Source organism: Sphingobium sp. RAC03 (assembly GCF_001713415.1).
In the GTDB taxonomy this organism is placed as follows: Bacteria; Pseudomonadota; Alphaproteobacteria; order Sphingomonadales; family Sphingomonadaceae; genus Sphingobium.
The window spans coordinates 388,645-404,892 of the sequence record NZ_CP016453.1 but is presented as its reverse complement, the minus strand read 5'-3'; the positions used below and the strand labels follow the sequence as shown (position 1 = coordinate 404,892).

The 16,248-nt window shown below is 64.4% G+C and carries 16 protein-coding genes; 8 read left to right on the top strand and 8 right to left on the bottom strand.

From position 1 onward, the window contains the following. Positions 1-23: 23 nt before the first annotated feature. Positions 24-1,496: an aldehyde dehydrogenase family protein gene (locus tag BSY17_RS01875; RefSeq protein ID WP_069064478.1), complete on the bottom strand. Its 1,473-nt coding sequence runs from the start codon at positions 1,494-1,496 to the stop codon at positions 24-26. Between the two features lie 219 nt (positions 1,497-1,715). Here BSY17_RS01875 and BSY17_RS01870 point away from each other — a divergent pair, with 219 nt between their 5' ends. From BSY17_RS01870 to BSY17_RS01845, 6 genes are all read left to right on the top strand, one after another. After that, the gene (locus tag BSY17_RS01870; protein ID WP_069064118.1) at positions 1,716-2,573 is read left to right on the top strand and encodes a GNAT family N-acetyltransferase; all 858 of its coding nucleotides are present in this window, start codon (positions 1,716-1,718) and stop codon (positions 2,571-2,573) included. Continuing rightward, complete coding sequence (locus BSY17_RS01865) at positions 2,570-4,033, top strand: NAD-dependent succinate-semialdehyde dehydrogenase (protein ID WP_069064117.1); 1,464 nt, start codon at positions 2,570-2,572, stop codon at positions 4,031-4,033. Before BSY17_RS01870 ends, BSY17_RS01865 begins: the two co-directional genes overlap by 4 nt. A gap of 101 nt (positions 4,034-4,134) precedes the next feature. Further along, entirely contained in the window at positions 4,135-5,211 is a 1,077-nt protein-coding gene (locus BSY17_RS01860; protein ID WP_069064116.1) for a tartrate dehydrogenase, read from the top strand. A gap of 438 nt (positions 5,212-5,649) precedes the next feature. After that, positions 5,650-7,035 (top strand): aspartate aminotransferase family protein, encoded by a 1,386-nt coding sequence (locus tag BSY17_RS01855; protein ID WP_150125715.1) that lies wholly within the window; start codon positions 5,650-5,652, stop codon positions 7,033-7,035. A gap of 19 nt (positions 7,036-7,054) precedes the next feature. Next, the gene (locus tag BSY17_RS01850; protein WP_043149307.1) at positions 7,055-7,549 is read left to right on the top strand and encodes an Lrp/AsnC family transcriptional regulator; all 495 of its coding nucleotides are present in this window, start codon (positions 7,055-7,057) and stop codon (positions 7,547-7,549) included. A gap of 254 nt (positions 7,550-7,803) precedes the next feature. Then, positions 7,804-8,952, top strand: coding sequence for a M20 aminoacylase family protein (locus BSY17_RS01845; protein WP_069064114.1), 1,149 nt, complete (start codon positions 7,804-7,806; stop codon positions 8,950-8,952). Positions 8,953-8,969: 17 nt separating this feature from the next. On the opposite strand, the gene BSY17_RS01840 is transcribed toward BSY17_RS01845, so the two are convergent. The 6 genes from BSY17_RS01840 to BSY17_RS01815 form a co-directional block, all read right to left on the bottom strand. After that, positions 8,970-9,692: a copper resistance protein B gene (locus tag BSY17_RS01840; protein ID WP_069064113.1), complete on the bottom strand. Its 723-nt coding sequence runs from the start codon at positions 9,690-9,692 to the stop codon at positions 8,970-8,972. A gap of 132 nt (positions 9,693-9,824) precedes the next feature. Further along, complete coding sequence (locus tag BSY17_RS01835) at positions 9,825-10,727, bottom strand: copper resistance protein B (RefSeq protein ID WP_069064112.1); 903 nt, start codon at positions 10,725-10,727, stop codon at positions 9,825-9,827. After that, positions 10,724-12,463 carry a copper resistance system multicopper oxidase gene (locus tag BSY17_RS01830; protein ID WP_069064111.1) on the bottom strand — a complete coding sequence of 580 codons (1,740 nt, stop codon included), beginning with the start codon at positions 12,461-12,463 and terminating at the stop codon, positions 10,724-10,726. Before BSY17_RS01830 ends, BSY17_RS01835 begins: the two co-directional genes overlap by 4 nt. A gap of 199 nt (positions 12,464-12,662) precedes the next feature. After that, entirely contained in the window at positions 12,663-13,226 is a 564-nt protein-coding gene (locus BSY17_RS01825) for an RNA polymerase sigma factor (RefSeq protein ID WP_069064110.1), read from the bottom strand. Further along, on the bottom strand, positions 13,223-13,660 hold the full coding sequence (locus tag BSY17_RS01820; protein WP_043149301.1) for a periplasmic heavy metal sensor: 438 nt from the start codon (positions 13,658-13,660) through the stop codon (positions 13,223-13,225). The genes BSY17_RS01825 and BSY17_RS01820 overlap by 4 nt, the downstream gene beginning before the upstream one ends. Then, positions 13,657-13,917, bottom strand: a complete 261-nt coding sequence (locus BSY17_RS01815; protein ID WP_069064109.1) for a hypothetical protein — start codon at positions 13,915-13,917, stop codon at positions 13,657-13,659. Before BSY17_RS01815 ends, BSY17_RS01820 begins: the two co-directional genes overlap by 4 nt. Before the next feature lie 280 nt (positions 13,918-14,197). Here BSY17_RS01815 and copC point away from each other — a divergent pair, with 280 nt between their 5' ends. After that, positions 14,198-14,578, top strand: coding sequence for a copper homeostasis periplasmic binding protein CopC (gene copC / locus BSY17_RS01810; RefSeq protein ID WP_069064108.1), 381 nt, complete (start codon positions 14,198-14,200; stop codon positions 14,576-14,578). A gap of 6 nt (positions 14,579-14,584) precedes the next feature. Further along, on the top strand, positions 14,585-15,433 hold the full coding sequence (copD, locus tag BSY17_RS01805) for a copper homeostasis membrane protein CopD (protein WP_237236224.1): 849 nt from the start codon (positions 14,585-14,587) through the stop codon (positions 15,431-15,433). 41 nt (positions 15,434-15,474) lie between these two features. Here the strand turns inward: copD and BSY17_RS01800 are convergent, their stop codons facing one another. Then, complete coding sequence (locus BSY17_RS01800; RefSeq protein WP_069064107.1) at positions 15,475-16,182, bottom strand: cupin domain-containing protein; 708 nt, start codon at positions 16,180-16,182, stop codon at positions 15,475-15,477. Positions 16,183-16,248: the final 66 nt, after the last annotated feature.

Here is a 16,248-nt window from a genome sequence, read left to right as displayed (position 1 = left end):
GGTCTTTCGGGCACGCCCTGCCTTCAGAACTCGATCAGCGCGACCTTGGTCTTGAGGTTGGCGAGATAGGCTTCCCGCCCCAGATCCTTGCCGATGCCTGATTGCTTATAGCCGCCGGTGGGCAGGATGAAGTCGTTGCTGCGGCCATAGCGATTGACCCAGATGGTCCCAGCTTCAAGCGAACGGGTGGCGCGCAGGGCGCGCGCGACGTCCGTGGTATGTACACCAGCGGCGAGGCCATAGGCGTTGTCATTGGCCAGCGCATAGGCTTGATCATCGTCGGCAAAGGTCTGGACGGTCAGTACGGGGCCGAAAATCTCACCCTGCACCGCCTCGCTTTGCTGCGCAGCATATCGCAGCAAAGTGGGCTGGAAATAGCTGCCATCCTGCGGCGCGGCGGCGCGACCACCGCCGGTCAGGACGTGCGCGCCAGCGGCCACGGCGCGCTGGACTATGCCATCGATCCGGTCGAGCTGTCCTTCCGAAATGATGGGGCCAAGCGTGCTGTCGCTGGCCCAGGTCTGCCCCATTTTGTGCGCAGCAAAAGACGTGATGATGCGATCGATGACTTGGTCTGCGACACTCTCCTGCACCAGCAGGCGGGAGCCAGCGACGCAGACCTGGCCCGCATTGAGCGTGATCGCCCGCGCGACGATCGCCGCCGCCTTGTCCAGCGCGGCGTCGGCGAAGATGATCTGCGGGCTTTTGCCGCCGAGTTCCAGCGTAACCGGCTTTGGCCCGGTCTGGGCGCAGGCGGTCATGATCGCCGCGCCGGTCGCGGTCGATCCGGTGAAGGTGACCTTAGCCACTTCGGGTCGGCGGACCAGCGGATCGCCGACCGATCGCCCATCGCCCTGCACGATGTTGAAGATGCCCGCAGGCAAGCCCGCTTCGATTGCCAGTTCGGCGAGGCGCACGATGCTGAACGGTGTCATTTCCGAAGGTTTGAGGACGATGCTGTTCCCCGCCGCGATGGCAGGCGCGATTTTCCAGGCAGCCATGACTAGCGGCAGATTCCACGGCGCGATCGCCGCGACGACGCCATAGGGTTCGTATATGGTGAGGCCGAGCTTGTCGGGCGTGGTCGCCGCCACCTCGCCGCCGACCTTGTCGGCCCATTCGGCAAAGAAGCGCACCGTTTCAGCCGTATAGGTCACATCCCAGGCGCGGATTTCGTGGATCATCCGGGTCGAGCCGAGCGCTTCGAGTGGGGCGAGCGTCTCCATGTCGGCCTCGATCAAGTCGGCCCAGCGACGCAGCACGCGCATCCGTCCGCGCGGGTCGGTCTGCGCCCAGCCGCTGCTCTTGTAAGCGCGCTGGGCATCCTCGACCGCCTGGCCCAGTTGCGCCTCGTCCACGCTGTCGAGATCGGCATAGATCCGCGCGTCGGAGGGGCGCCGCACCGGAATGGCCGGCCCGCGCCCGATGACACGCCGCCCGCCGATGAAATTGCTCCCCTGCGGCAGGGCAATTAGGTCGGGGTTGAAAATGTCCATGGCGCGGCTTTCCTCTCGGCGGGCTGGCGAACAGAATATGGATCGCGCGCGGCATGTGTTGCAGTTGCGCAGGAAAATCTGCGCGATAATCTTCCAAAATCGGGGCGAAGGCAGCAGCCAATGCTTGAACGCGGCATTTATGGTCGCGCCGACAATGGGAATCCGATGATTCCGACCAAGACAGGCGGGCACCCCTTTCCCGCCAATGGAGCAAGACGCATGGCGACAGGCATAGAGGCGATGGTGGACCTGCGGCGCATGACCGTGGATGATCTGGCCGCTGGCCATGCCTTGTCCAGCGAACAGAAATGGCCGCACCGGATCGAAGATTGGGAGATGCTGCTGAGCCTTGGCCTCGGCTATGTCGCGGAGCGCGACGGCCACGTGATCGGCACGGCCATGGCGTGGCTCTATGGCCTGGATGCCGCGACGCTGGGCATGGTCATCGTCTCGCCCGCTGCGCAGGGCATGGGGCTGGGCCGCCGGTTGATGGAAGCGGTGATGGCCGATCTGGGCGATCGCACCATATTGCTGAACGCTACCGACGAAGGGGCGCCGCTTTATCGCAAGCTGGGGTTTGAGAGCATCGGCCCGGTGTTCCAGCATCAGGGCGCGGCATTTTCCGTGCCGGTCGCCGAACTGATCCCCGATGAGCGGGTGCGGCCATTGGGCGCGAAGGATATGCCGTCGCTGCATGATCTGGCGCGCCGGGCCACGGGCATGAACCGTGATGCGCTGCTCGATGCGCTGGTGCCGGGCGCGCAGGGCGTGGTGCTGACGCGCAGCAACGAGCCGGTCGGCTTCGCACTGTTTCGCCGGTTCGGACGTGGCTATGTGGTGGGGCCGACCATCGCGCCCGATGTCGGCGGGGCGAAGGCGTTGATCTCGCACTGGCTGGGGTCGAACAGCGGCACCTTCTGTCGGCTCGACATACCGGAAGAAAGCGGGCTGGGCGGCTGGCTCGACGAGTTGGGCCTGCCCTGCGTCGGCCGGGTCATGCGCATGGTGCGCGGGCCGTTGCCGCAGACGGATGTAGCCGTCCAAGTCTTTTCCCTCACGACACAGGCGCTCGGATGACCCTCTCGCTCAACAACCCCGCTCTTTTCGTCGAACGCGCCTATATTGGCGGCGCATGGGTCAGGGCTGCCTCCGGTGCGAACGTGCCGGTCGACAATCCCGCGACCGGCGCGATCATCGGCACTGTGCCCGATTGTGGCGAGGCCGATACGCAGGCGGCGATCGACGCAGCGGAGGCGGCTTTCCCGGCGTGGAAGGCGCGGACGTCAGCCGACCGCGCTGCCGTGCTGGAGCGCTGGCATGCGTTGGTGCTGGAGAATGTCGCCGATCTTGGCCGGATCATGACCGCCGAACAGGGCAAGCCGGTGGCCGAAGCCGAGGGCGAAATTCGCTATGCGGCGAGCTTCATCAAATGGTTTGCAGAGGAAGCGCGCCGGGTCGAAGGCGGCATGATCCCTGCGCCGGAAGCCAATCGTCGCATATTGGTGATGAAGGAGCCGGTCGGCGTTTCGGCGGCGATCACGCCGTGGAATTTCCCGTCCGCGATGATCACGCGCAAATGCGCGCCTGCGCTGGCGGCGGGGTGTCCGGTGGTGGTCAAGCCTTCCGAACTGACCCCCTATAGCGCGCTGGCCATGGCGAAGCTGGCGGAGGAAGCGGGCTTTCCGGCGGGCGTGTTCAACATCGTTACCGGGATGCCGACGGCGATCGGCGGGGCGCTGACCGCTAGTCCCGTGGTGCGCAAATTGTCCTTCACCGGATCGACCCGCGTCGGCGCGCTGTTGATGCGGCAATGTGCCGATACGATCAAGCGGGTGAGCTTTGAACTGGGCGGCAATGCGCCGCTGATCGTGTTCGACGATGCGGACATCGACCTGGCCGTGGCCAGCACGATGGTCAGCAAGTTCCGCAATGCCGGGCAGACCTGCGTCTGTGCCAACCGGATATTGGTGCAGGACGCGGTATATGACCAGTTTGCCGAGAAACTGGCCAAGGCGGTTTCGGCGCTCAATGTTGCGCCAGGCGACCAGCCGGGCAGCACGATTGGGCCGCTCATCAACACCGCCGCCGCTGCCAAGGTGAAGGCGCATGTCGAGGATGCGCTGGCGCAGGGCGCAACTTTGTTTGCGCAGGCGCCCGAAGGCGCGACGGGCGAGCGTTTTGCCCGGCCGGTGGTGCTGACCGGCGCGACGCGGGACATGCGACTGGCGGAGGAAGAGACGTTCGGCCCGGTCGCGCCTTTGTTCCGCTTCACCCATGAAGAGGAAGGCATCGAACTGGCCAATGCGACCAGCTATGGTCTAGCGAGTTATTTCTACACCGAGAATCTGCACCGCGCCTTTCGCGTGGCGGAGCGGTTGGAAGCGGGCATGGTCGCGCTGAACAGCGGGTCGATCGCGATGGAGGTTGCCCCCTTTGGCGGGGTCAAGATGTCGGGCCTGGGCCGCGAAGGCGGGCATGCCGGGATCGAGGAATATTTGGAGACCAAGGCGTTTCATATCGGTGGGTTGAAACTGTAACCACACGTAAAAATTCCGTTCGCCCTGAGCCTGTCGAAGGGCCGCACTTCACTTCAAGAAAGAACAGGGCTTCGACAGGCTCAGCCCGAACGGGAGTTTTTATGGCGAACAATCGCAGCTATTCCATCTCCGTCATTCCCGGCGACGGTATCGGCAAGGAAGTGATGCCGGAGGGCATTCGCGTGCTGGAGCGGGCGGCGAGCCTGTATGGCTTTTCGATCGAACAGACATGGCAGGATTTCGCCTGTTGCGACTATTATGCCAAGCATGGCCAGATGATGCCGGACGACTGGAAGGAGCGGATCGGCAAGCCCGACGCGATCTTCTTCGGTGCGGTTGGCTGGCCCGATACGGTGCCGGATCATGTGTCGCTCTGGGGCTCGCTGCTCCAGTTCAGGCGTGAATATGACCAATATGTCAATCTGCGCCCGGTGCGGCTGATGCCCGGCGTCCCCTGCCCGCTCGTCGGCCGTGAGCCGGGCGACATTGATTTCTGGGTCGTGCGCGAAAATACCGAGGGCGAATATAGTTCGGTCGGCGGCAAGATGTTCCCCGGCACCGATCGCGAGATCGTGATCCAGGAAACGGTGATGACACGGCACGGGACCGACCGGGTGCTGCGCTATGCCTTCGATCTGGCCGCGACGCGGGAGCGCAAGCATGTGACCTCCGCGACCAAGTCCAATGGCATCGCCATCACCATGCCGTGGTGGGACGAGCGGGTTGTCGAGATGGCCAAACATTATCCGACCGTTACCCATGACAAATATCATATCGACATTTTGACCGCGCAGTTCGTGCTGAACCCGGATCGGTTCGATGTCGTGGTCGCGTCCAACCTGTTTGGCGATATCCTGTCCGACCTTGGCCCGGCCTGCACCGGCACGATCGGCGTCGCACCGTCGGGCAATATCAACCCGGATGGCACGCATCCGTCGCTGTTCGAGCCGGTCCATGGGTCCGCGCCGGATATTGCGGGCTTGGGGGTAGCCAATCCGGTCGGGCAAATCTGGTCGGCGGCGATGATGTTGGAGCATCTGGGCGAGGCGGACGCTGCCGCCGCGATCATGCGCGCGGTCGAAACCGTGCTGGCGGAACCCGGCCTGCGCACCGGCGATCTGAAAGGCACGGCCAATACCGAGCAATGCGGCAAGGCGATTGCCGACGCGCTGGCGTGATGGGCTGGGACCGCTTAACTTCGCATATTTCCCGCCAATTGCAACATTTTGTTGCGGTCGCCTGATCCTATCGGAAAGGCGATTACGTCTTTACAAAATCCTCCCCTGTAAGGGGAGGTGGCAGGGCGTAGCCCTGACGGAGGGGTGTCACCCTCTCGATAGGGCGACACCCCTCCACCGGCTTCGCCGGTCCCCCTCCCCTTACAGGGGAGGATCAGGCGCGGGCAGCATCCGGGGTCGGTTTCTTTCGTCATCGGCCCCGGTTCTAAAGCCATTCAATCATAGCATGGTGAGCCTCCTGTAGGACAGCGGCATAATATGCTGCGTTGGTTCATGATTAAGCGCGGCGATGGTCGCTATTGGTGCCATATCGGGCTTTGCGCCCGTGGTGGGACGATAGGCTGGCCTCCATAACCATCCATGGCGAGCAAACCGACGATGCACCAATCCAACCGATCCCTGCTGGACATCGACCGCGATCACCTGATCCATCCCGTCACCTCCTTCCGGGGGCATGAAGCGCGTGGCGCGACGCTGCTGCAAAGCGGCAAGGGCATGTGGCTCACCGACATGGACGGCAAAGAGTTGCTCGATGCCTTTGCCGGGCTATGGTGCGTCAATGTCGGCTATGGTCAGGACAGCATCGCCGAGGTCGCCGCCGAGCAGATGCGCCGCCTGCCCTATGCGACGGGCTATTTCCATTTCGGCAGCGAACCGGCGGTGCGACTGGCGCAGCGGTTGGTCGAGCTTTCGCCCGAAGGCCTTGATCATGTCTATTTCACGCTGGGGGGATCGGACGCGGTGGATAGCGCGATCCGCTATATCACCCATTATTATAATGCGATCGGCAAGCCGGCCAAGAAACAGTGCATCGCGCTGGAGCGCGGCTATCATGGGTCCAGCACCACCGGCGCTGGCCTGACGGCGCTCGCCAATTTCCATCGCGGGTTCGACCTGCCGCTGCGCTGGCAGCATCATATCGCATCGCCCTACCCCTATCGCAGCGATCTGGAGGGCGATGACGCGGCGATCATCGCGCGGTCGGTGCAGCAGTTGAAGGCCAAGGTGGCGGAACTGGGCGCGGACAATGTCGCCGCCTTCTTCTGCGAGCCCATCCAAGGATCGGGCGGCGTTATCGTCCCGCCGGTCGGCTGGCTCAAAGCCATGCGGCAGGCGTGCGACGAACTCGACATTTTGCTGGTGGCCGATGAGGTCATCACTGCCTTTGGCCGGACGGGGCCGATGTTCGCCTGCGAAGCGGAAGGCGTGACGCCGGACCTGATGACCGTCGCCAAGGGGCTGACCGCTGGCTATGTGCCGATGGGCGCGGTGCTGATGTGCGACAAAATCTATCAGGGCATTGCCGATGGCGCGGCTGCCGATGTCGTGATCGGCCATGGCGCGACCTATTCGGGCCATCCGGTCAGCGCGGCGGTGGGTCTGGAAGTGCTGCGCCTTTATACCGAAGGCGGCATATTGGCGAACGGGCAGAAGGTGGCGGCGCGCTTTGACGCGGGGCTGGCGGGCCTGGCCGATCATCCGCTGGTCGGCGACACGCGCGGGCGCGGGTTGCTGGGTGCGATCGAACTGGTGGCAAACAAGGGCACGAAGGCGCGGTTCGACCCGTCGCTCAAGGTCGCCGATCGCCTGTTCGCCGATGGCTATGCCAATGGCGTCATCTTCCGCGCCTTTGCCGACACTATCATCGGGCTTGCCCCGGCGCTGTGCGCGTCGGACGCGGAGATGGACGAGATATTCGCGCGCATTCGGAAAACACTCGACGGACTGCTCGAACAGGCGGATATTCGCGCGGCGCTGGGATAAGATAAGGGGAGCAAGGCATATGTTGGGCGGACCCAGACTGGACAGGATCGACCTGAAGATCCTGACGCAGCTTCAGATGTCGGGCCGGATCACCAATGTCGAATTGGCGGACGCGGTCGGCCTGTCGCCGAGCCCTTGCCTCACCCGCGTCAAGCGGCTGGAGAAAGCGGGCTATATCACTGGCTATGGCGCGCATATCAACCTGCACAAGCTGGGCGAATATCTGACCGTCTTTACCGAAGTGACGCTGACCGAGCATCGCGCCGGGGACTTTTCCCGCTTCGAAACGCGCATCCGCAAGCTGGACGAGATCGTCGAATGTCATCTGGTCAGCGGCGGTTACGACTATCTGCTGAAATTCGTGACGCGCGGCGTGGCGCATTATCAGTCGATCGTCGAAGGGATGCTGGAGAGCGACTATGGCATCGAAAAATATTTCAGCTACGTCGTGATCAAATCGCCCTTCATCAAACATCATTATCCGATCCAGCATCTGTTCGGGGAACAGCGGTAGGATTGGGGGGGGGGAAACGCGTTCTCGCCTGCGCGGGAACACGATAGTCTCTGGAAGATATAGTTTAGGCGATTATGTAGTTTGACAAGCCGGACACCAACATCCTCCCCTGTAAGGGGAGGGGGACCGCTCGCGAAGCGAGTGGTGGAGGGGTGTCACCCTATCGAGGGGGCGACACCCCTCCGTCAGGGCTACGCCCTGCCACCTCCCCTACAAGGGGAGGATCGATTACTGCTATAGTTTAGGGTGCTGCCATGACCGACATATCCGATCTGATCGAACCGTTGATCGCTTTTCGCCGCGATATTCATGCCCATCCTGAGCTTGGCTTTTGCGAGCATCGCACCGCTGGCCGCATCGCCGAGAAACTGCGCGCGCTGGGGCTGGAGGTGCATGAGGGGATCGGGCGGACCGGGGTGGTCGGCGTGTTGCGCAACGGGACGTCGGGGCGCAGCATCGGGCTGCGCGCGGACATGGATGCGCTGCCGATCCAGGAGCAGACCAACCTGCCCTATGCCAGCACGACGCCCGGCACCTTCCATGGTTGTGGCCATGATGGGCATGTCGCCATGTTGCTTGGCGCGGCGCAGCAGTTGAGCCGGACCCGCCATTTCGACGGGACGGTGAATTTCTTCTTCCAGCCCGCCGAAGAGGGGCATGGCGGCGCGCGGGAGATGGTGAACGAAGGGCTGTTCGAGCGCTTCCCGTGCGACCGCGTGTTCGGCCTGCATAATTGGCCCGACCTGCCCGCGGGCACGATCGCAACGCGGGCCGGCCCGATCATGGGTGCGGCGGACAAGTTCGAGATAGTGCTGGAAGGGCGCGGCGGCCATGCCGCCATCCCGCAGGATACGCCCGACGCGATCCAGGCAGCCGCCGCGATGGTGCAGCAGTTGAACGCCATCATATCGCGCCGGATTGCGGCGACGGCATCGGCGGTGCTGTCGATCACGCAGATCCATGGCGGGCATACGCATAATGTGATTCCCGCCGAGGTGCGCGTGAGCGGTACGGTGCGGACCTTTGACCCGGCGGTGCAGGACCGGATCGAGGCATCGATCCGCGAAATTGCCGCGGGCATCGGCATTGCCAACGGCGTTACCGCGACCGTCGATTATCAACGCTATTATCCCGCAACGATCAACGATGCGGAGGCGGCGCAAGAAGCGCTGGATGCAGCCGCGACGGTGGGGAACGCGCTAATCGCGCCCGACCCAGCCTTCACCTCCGAGGACTTTGCCTTCATGCTGCAGGCGTGCCAGGGCGCTTATATATGGCTGGGGCAGGCGAAGGGTGATGGCGGCACGCCGCTGCACAACCCGCATTATGATTTCAATGACGATGTGCTGGCGCTGGGCATCAAACTGCATGTCGCTCTGGCCGAGCGGCATCTGGCGCGCTGATCGCCAAAGGCTGACGGCTAAAGGCTGAAGCCGAAGCCGATCACGGCGGCGGTGGATTGCAACGGTTCCCCCTGCGACCGGCCGAGCGCGCGGGTGCCGCCCAGCAGCCGTTCATGGACGATGGCCGTGTAGATATTGAGTTTCGGCTTCAGACGATAGCGCAGGCGCAATGTCGTTTCCGCTTCGGAAAATCCCGCGCGTACCGCATCCCTGTCCGACGCCTGGGCGGACCAGCCGACCGCAACGCGCGGTTCGAGATAGAGATTTTGCGTGATCGGCAAGGCATAGATGAGCTGCGCTTCGCCGGTCAGTCGCCCGTCATCCGAAAGGAAGCCATAGGTCTCCCAGCTTAGCCGCGTGCCGACCATGCCCTGCACGCCGATCGCGGCATAGATGTCACGCGGGTGCGGCTTGATATCCTTGCGCATGCCCACCAGCCAGGTCGTATTGCCGACCGTCCGGCCATAGAAGAGGCGCATCTGGGTTTCGTCGATCTGGTTGCCGAGCGCCCCGCCGCCCTCGCTCACCAGCATCACCTGATCGCGGCTGTTTCCCCAGGAAAAGGCGGCATCCCAGAAGAAAACATCGTCGCCCTGCCCCGCGCGCAATTCGATGAGGTCGAAGCCGCCGCTTACCACCAAGGGGTCGGCCTCCGCAGCAGCCTCCTGCGCGGCGGCAGGCGCAACGCCAGCCAGCGCGCACGCAAAGGAAAGGAAGCCCCAAGGGGCGAAATGCCGCATCTACCCTGATCCGTTTTTCGGTATCGGGAAGAGAGTAGGGCGGCGTCACGGTGCTATCGCGCGAAGAGCGGCACGCGATAGCGGGCGTGATGATAAATTATGGCCGCTCCACAGCAGCTTGTGCCGCGATCGTCAGAACCAGAAACGGATGCCCATGACGAGGCTGGCGGTCGACGCGCCTTCCCCATCGGCGCGGGCGTAGCGGGCGGTGTCGCCTAGCTTGCGTTCCCAATGGACGCCGACATAGGGCGCAAATTCGCGGGCGAATTCGTAGCGCAGGCGTAGGCCGAGTTCGATGTTGGAGATGCCCGACCCGATGCCGAGTTCGGGCACATCCTGCGCCGCGATATTCACTTCGGCGGCGGGTTGCAGGATCAAGCGCTGGGTGATGCGCTGGTCGTAGCTGCCCTCCATGCGTAGATGGACATCGCCCTTGGTGGAGACGAAGGCCTGGCCCTCGACTTCGAACCAATAAGGGGCGAGGCCTTCGATGCCGACCGTGGCATAGCTGCGCTGGGGCTCCGGCCGGATGTCGTGGCGAACACCTGCGACCAGGTTCCACCATGGGTCGATCGCGCGGCTGTAGAGCGCCTGGACTTCCGCGCTTTCGAGTGGGCCGCCGACTTCGCCTTCGCCTTCGGTCTTGAAGGCGAAGCGGTTGATGTCGCCGCCGATCCAGCCTTCGCCTTCCCAGGCATAGCCGTTCGCGCCCTTGTTGGCGCGATATTCGAGGCGATCGACCATGAGTTGCGAGAAAGTCATGCCGCCGCTTTCCTGTATCATGGCGGCGCGGGCGCGGGCCATGACGGCGGGGTCGTAAAAGGCTTCGGCGGCGTGGTCGGCCGGGACTGGCGGGGCGACGCCTTTGGGGATCGCATCGTCGGCGGCAGGCATGGCATGTCCGGCGTGCGGGTCGGCGGATGCTTCCGGCGCGGGCGGCATCTGATGCGCGCTATGGTCCATCTGGCTGTGATCCATCTGGGCCAGGGCGGGCGTGGCGCTGGCGAACAACGCGGCGACGATCAGGCGCTTCATGCCGCGTCCTCCCCGTGACGGACCGTGACGACGCGCATCATCCCGGCATGCATGTGCATGAGCATGTGGCAGTGGAACGCCCAGTCGCCCAGCGCATCGGCGGTCAGATCAAAGCTGATCTTGCCGCCAGGCAGGACGTTGACCGTATGTTTGCGCGGGTTGTGGGTCGCATCCTCCCCGGTGATGAGCTGGAAGAAATGGCCGTGAATGTGGATGGGGTGCGGCATCATCGTGTCGTTGATGAGGGTGACGCGCACCCGTTCCATATGGCGAAAGGCAATCGGTTCCGCGCCGTCGGACAGCTTCACCCCGTCGAACGACCACATATAGCGTTCCATGTTCGCGGTCAGGTGAATGTCGAGCGACCGGGTCGGCCCGCGGACATCCTCATTCGGCTCCAGCGCGCGCAGGTCGGCATAGGTCAGCACGCGATGATCGACATCTTCCAGCCCCGTAGGCCTGTCGGCAGTGCGATCGGCGGGCATGGAGGACAGGGTCGCCACGCCCGGTCCCATCGGCACCTCCGGCGCGACCGAGGGGTCGAGCATCTTCATGCTGTGCCCGGCCATGCTTTCATTGGCGGGTTGGCTCAGGTCGATGACGCCCCCCTGCCCCATGTCCATGCCGGACATGTCCATTCCCATATCCTTCATGGTCAGCAGCGGGCGCGCGCGCAGCGGCGGGATGGCGGCGACCATGCCGGTCTGCGGCGCGAGCGTTGCGCGGACAAGGCCGGAACGGTCGATGGCTTCGGCGATCAAAGCGTAGGCGGTTGCGTCGGTGGGCTGGACGATCACGTCATAGGTTTCGGCGATGCCGATCTGGAACTCGTCGGTTTCGACCGGCTGGACATGCTGGCCATCGCACTGCACCACGGTCATGGGCAGGCCCGGCAGGCGGACGTTGAAATTGGTCATGGCCGACGCATTGACGATGCGCAGGCGGACGCGCTCGCCCGGCGTGAATAGCCCGGTCCAGTTTTCCGCCGTGCCATGGCCGTTGACGAGGTAGCTGTAGGTGGAGCCGGTGACGTCTGAAATATCGGTCGGGTCCATCCGCATCGCGCCCCATTCGACGCGCTCCTTCAAGGACTGGTTCTTGCCCTTGAGCAGCCCGGCCAGCGTCTGCTTCTGCATATTATAATAGCCGCCCATCTGCTTGAGCCGCTTGAGCTGCACATGCGGGTGAACCGGCGACCAGTCGGACAAGACGATCACATGTTCTCGGCTAGCCTGCACCGGATCGACGCCTGCGGGATCGATGACGATAGGACCATAATGGCCCATCGCCTCCTGCATGCCCGAATGGCTGTGATACCAGTAGGTGCCCGATTGCCGGATCGGAAATTCATAATGGAAGGTTTCGCCGGGGCGGATGCCGGGGAAGCTGACGCCGGGCACACCATCCATTTGAAAGGGGAGGATCAGGCCGTGCCAGTGGATCGACGTGTCTTCCTTCAGCCGGTTGGTGACGGAGAGGCGGACATTTTGCCCTTCTTTGAGCCGGATCAGCGGCGCGGGCAGCGTGCCGTTGATGGTGATCGCATGGGCCGAACGGCCGCCGGTCGAAAAATGGCTGTCGGCCACGGTGAGCGCGATCGTCTCGCCCGACAGCACGCCCGGCGCTGGTGCAAGGCCATGGGTGCCGCTTTGCGCCCAGGCGGGGAAGGCGTTGGCGAAGCTGAGGGCGGCGGCACCCTTGAACAGGGTGCGGCGGTCAAGGGTCAAATGCGTCATGCCCCTTCATACGCGGGGGGCGCCGTCATCCCTCAAAAATATGGCGCTGTAATGCATTAAAATCCTCCCCTGGGAGGGGAGGTGGCTGGCGTAGCCAGACGGAGGGGGGCGCGCCATCGAGAGGGTGACACCCCTCCATCGGCTTCGCCGGTCCCCCTCCCCCGCCGGGGGAGGATTGTTTGGGGCGCTCCTCTTGTCCCTATTCACCAAGCGCGGCCGACAATTTTGCGCGGGCGCGGTAGAGGCGGGTTTCTACGGCTTTTTCACTGAGGCCCAGCAGCGCGGCGGTGTCCGCCTGGCTCATCGCTTCGATCGTGCGGAGCAGCAGGACGTCCTTGAGCGATGCGGGCAGGGCGGCGATGGCGGCGTTGATACGGGCGAGTTCGCGCTGCGACTGTGCCGCCTGTTCCGGGTCCGGCGCGGCGTCGGCGATTTCGCCCGCTTCGTCGATGGGGCGGGCGAAGGCGAAGAAGCGCCGCACGGCGCGGCGACGGCCCCAATCGCGGCATTTGTTGAGCGTGATCCGCGCGATCCAGGTGCGAAAGGGGCGCGCGCCATCATAGCGGGCGAGCGCGGCGAAGGCCGCGACGAACACCTCCTGCGTGATGTCGAGCGCCTCGTCCGCATCGCCGACATGGCTGCGCGCCAGCCGCCAGACCGCATCGCGATGGCGCCGCATCAATACGGCATAGGCGTCCTGATGCCCGGCCAGCGCGCGCGCGGCCAGTGCCCGGTCATCAAGGTCGACGGGCGGCGATATCACCGGGCGGGCTGGGTCAGCGCCTTGACGACGGCGGCGTCGAACTGCGCGGCCTGATCAGGACGCAAGACGGCGCGCATGGCGAAGATATGCTGCAGTGTCTCCTTTTGCAGCGCGCCCATGACATGATGGGTCTGATCCACGGCCGCGGCGACCTTTGGCCCATAGCCCTGTTCCGCGGCAATCGCGGCGGCGAGCCGTTCATTGTCAGCGCGCATCTCCGCTTCGAGTGCTTCGCGACGCTTGGCGAAGGCGGCTTCGAGTTCGTGGATACGCTGTTCCTGTGCCGCGTCGAGCGTCAGCCGCTGGTGCAGCAGGGCGTGGACCTCGCTTTCGACGCGCGGCTGCGGCGCGAGCCAGGTGCGCGCGACCAGCACGGCCGCGAGCGCCGCGGCAAAGGCCACCAGCGCAACCAGCAGATAGCGTTTGAGGCTCATTGGCCGAGCAGGCGCGATGGCGCATAGTCCGACATGCCGATCGGCGCAGGCGCGGCCTGCGCCGGTGTGCCGGGCACGATGCTGCCCGCCCAGCCGATGCCGATGGCGAGCAGGCCAGCCAGCATCAGGCTGCGCCGGGCTGCGCCCTGCTCGCGGCGGCGGGCCACGCCCTGCATCACCGCATCGTCCAGGCCCTCAAGCCGAGCGTCGGTCGGCATGGCGCGCACTTGGCCCAGCCATTGATCGAGATCATTCATCGCACATACTCCATCCCCATCGCACCATACGCGCGGCGCGCGCCAATCCCTCATGATGCAGACGCGAGAAAAAATCATGCACCTTGGGCAAGGGGTGGGGCAAGTCCATGCGTAATGGTCCGCAGAGCTTGTCGTGATTGCGATGGAAACCACACCCGCCGTTCGCTTCGAGCGCAGTCGAGAAGCGGCCAGCGCTGCCCTTGCGTTTCTCGACTTCGCTCGAAACGAACGGACGTTGTTTTCATCCTAATTCGAGCCGTTCATCCAAGGAGTATAGTCCATGTCCCGTTTCCTGATCGCCGCCGTTGCCCTGTCGCTCGCCATCCTGCCAGGGGCGGCGCTGGCGCATAGCAAGCTGCTATCGTCCAGCCCCGCCGCCAATGCGACCGTGGCCAAGCCGACCAAGCTGACATTGACCTTTTCCGAAAAATTCCTGGCGCCGATGAGCGGCGTGGAGCTGGTGATGACCGGGATGCCGGGCATGGCCGATCATCCGCCGATGCCGATCAAGGGGTTCAAGACCGCGCTCGCGCCCGACGGCAAGACCATGGTCGTCACCCTGCCCCGCGCCCTGCCCGCCGGTGACTATGACCTGAAATGGCATATCGTGGGGGCCGACCAGCATAAGATGGAAGGCGGCTACAGCTTCAAGGTCAAGTAAGCCGTCATGGACGGGGGGATGCTGGTCTTTGCCCGGTTCGGCCTGATGGCCGACCTCGCTTTGCTCATGGGCCTGCCACTCTTCTGGTGGGCGATGGGCATGGCGGGGAGCCGGGTTGTGCTGGTGGCATTGGCGCTGGGCGGCATGGCGCTGTCGGCGCTATGGCTGCTGGCGAGCGGGGCGAGCATGACCGGCACCCCGATGTTGCCGCCCGATTGGGCGACGGCGGAAATCTTGCTGACGATGACGCCGATTGGGCCTGTCTTGGCGGTGCGGGCGGCGGCGTTGCTGGCTGCGTTGGCGCTCGCCCTTGCGGGTCGCAACCGCCTGGTCCTGATCCCGGCGGCGGTGGCGGCGGCGACGATCGCCTGGACCGGCCATGCGGGCGCGGCCGAGGCTATGGCGGGCACGCTTCACCGCGCCGCCGATGTTGCGCATATCTGGGCGGCTTGCGGGTGGATAGGAGCGCTGGCGGCGTTGCTCCACGCCGTGACTGCGCGGTGGCCGAATGTCGATCGAGTCGCGGTGATGCTGGCGAAGTTTGCGGTGTTAGGGACGATATTCGTCGCGACTTTGGTCGTGACCGGGGTGGTCAACAGCCTGATGACCGTGGGGATTGCCGACCTGCGTGCGTTAATTGGAAGTCGTTATGGGTGGCTGCTCGGCGCAAAGCTAATGCTGTTTGCAGGGATGCTGGGGCTCGCGGCGCTAAACCGCTGGCGGCTGACACCTGCGCTGGAGCGGGGAGAGGGTACGATCGGGGCATTGCGGCTGTCGCTTGCGGTCGAGACGGGCGCGGCCATTGCGATAATGGGGCTTGTGGCCCTGTTGGGAACGCTTGATCCAATGGGTTAAAATCCCTGTTCGTGTCGAGCGACACGAACGGGGTGTGGTTCTTATGCCGGGCGGTAGATGGCGTAGATTTTCTTGACGTGGACCTGGCTGTCCCAGCTGCACGACGCGCCCTGTTCGACCAGGAAGATGTCGCCCTTGCCGAACGTGCCTTGTGCGCCCGCGCCGTCGACGAAGGTGACGCTGCCGTCGAGCAGATACATCAGCTCATAATGGCGGTAGGTCATCGGACGGCGATGATAGGGGGTGGAATCCCAGGTGCCGCAGACAAACTCGCCGTCGGCCGAACGATAGTCGGTGAAGTTGCGGCAGGAAGGGGTCGGCCCGACCAGCAGTTCAGCGAGCGGCGCGCCGGACGGTTCGAGTTGGGCCAGGGTGTCGATCGGGATAATCTTGCCATCGGCCAAAGAACCGCCAGTGCGGCGCACGAACAGCAGGCGCGCGCCCGACGCCACTGTCCAGCCGAACGTCGCGCCTTCGCACAGGACGATGCTGTCGCCTTCGTTCAGCGTGCGCTGATCGATCTGCACCGTGCCGGATTCGACGATGATGAATTCATCGGCGGGCATGGCATCGACTTTGCCGCTGCCCTGCGTCAGGGCGATCAGGCCGATCGTCACCGGGCCTTCGGGCTGGGGGAGCAGCGCGCGGGCGGACAGGAAGGCGTCGCCCTCCCCTGCCCCAACCGTCTTGCCCGCCGCCCAGGCGCGCAAATCGACGAAGGAGCGGGTCGCGTTCTGGGTGGTCGTCATGCTGGCTGTCCCTCAAAAAGTCGGATTTGAGCGAAGCTAGCCCGGTGCGCGCGGCAGGTTGCACCA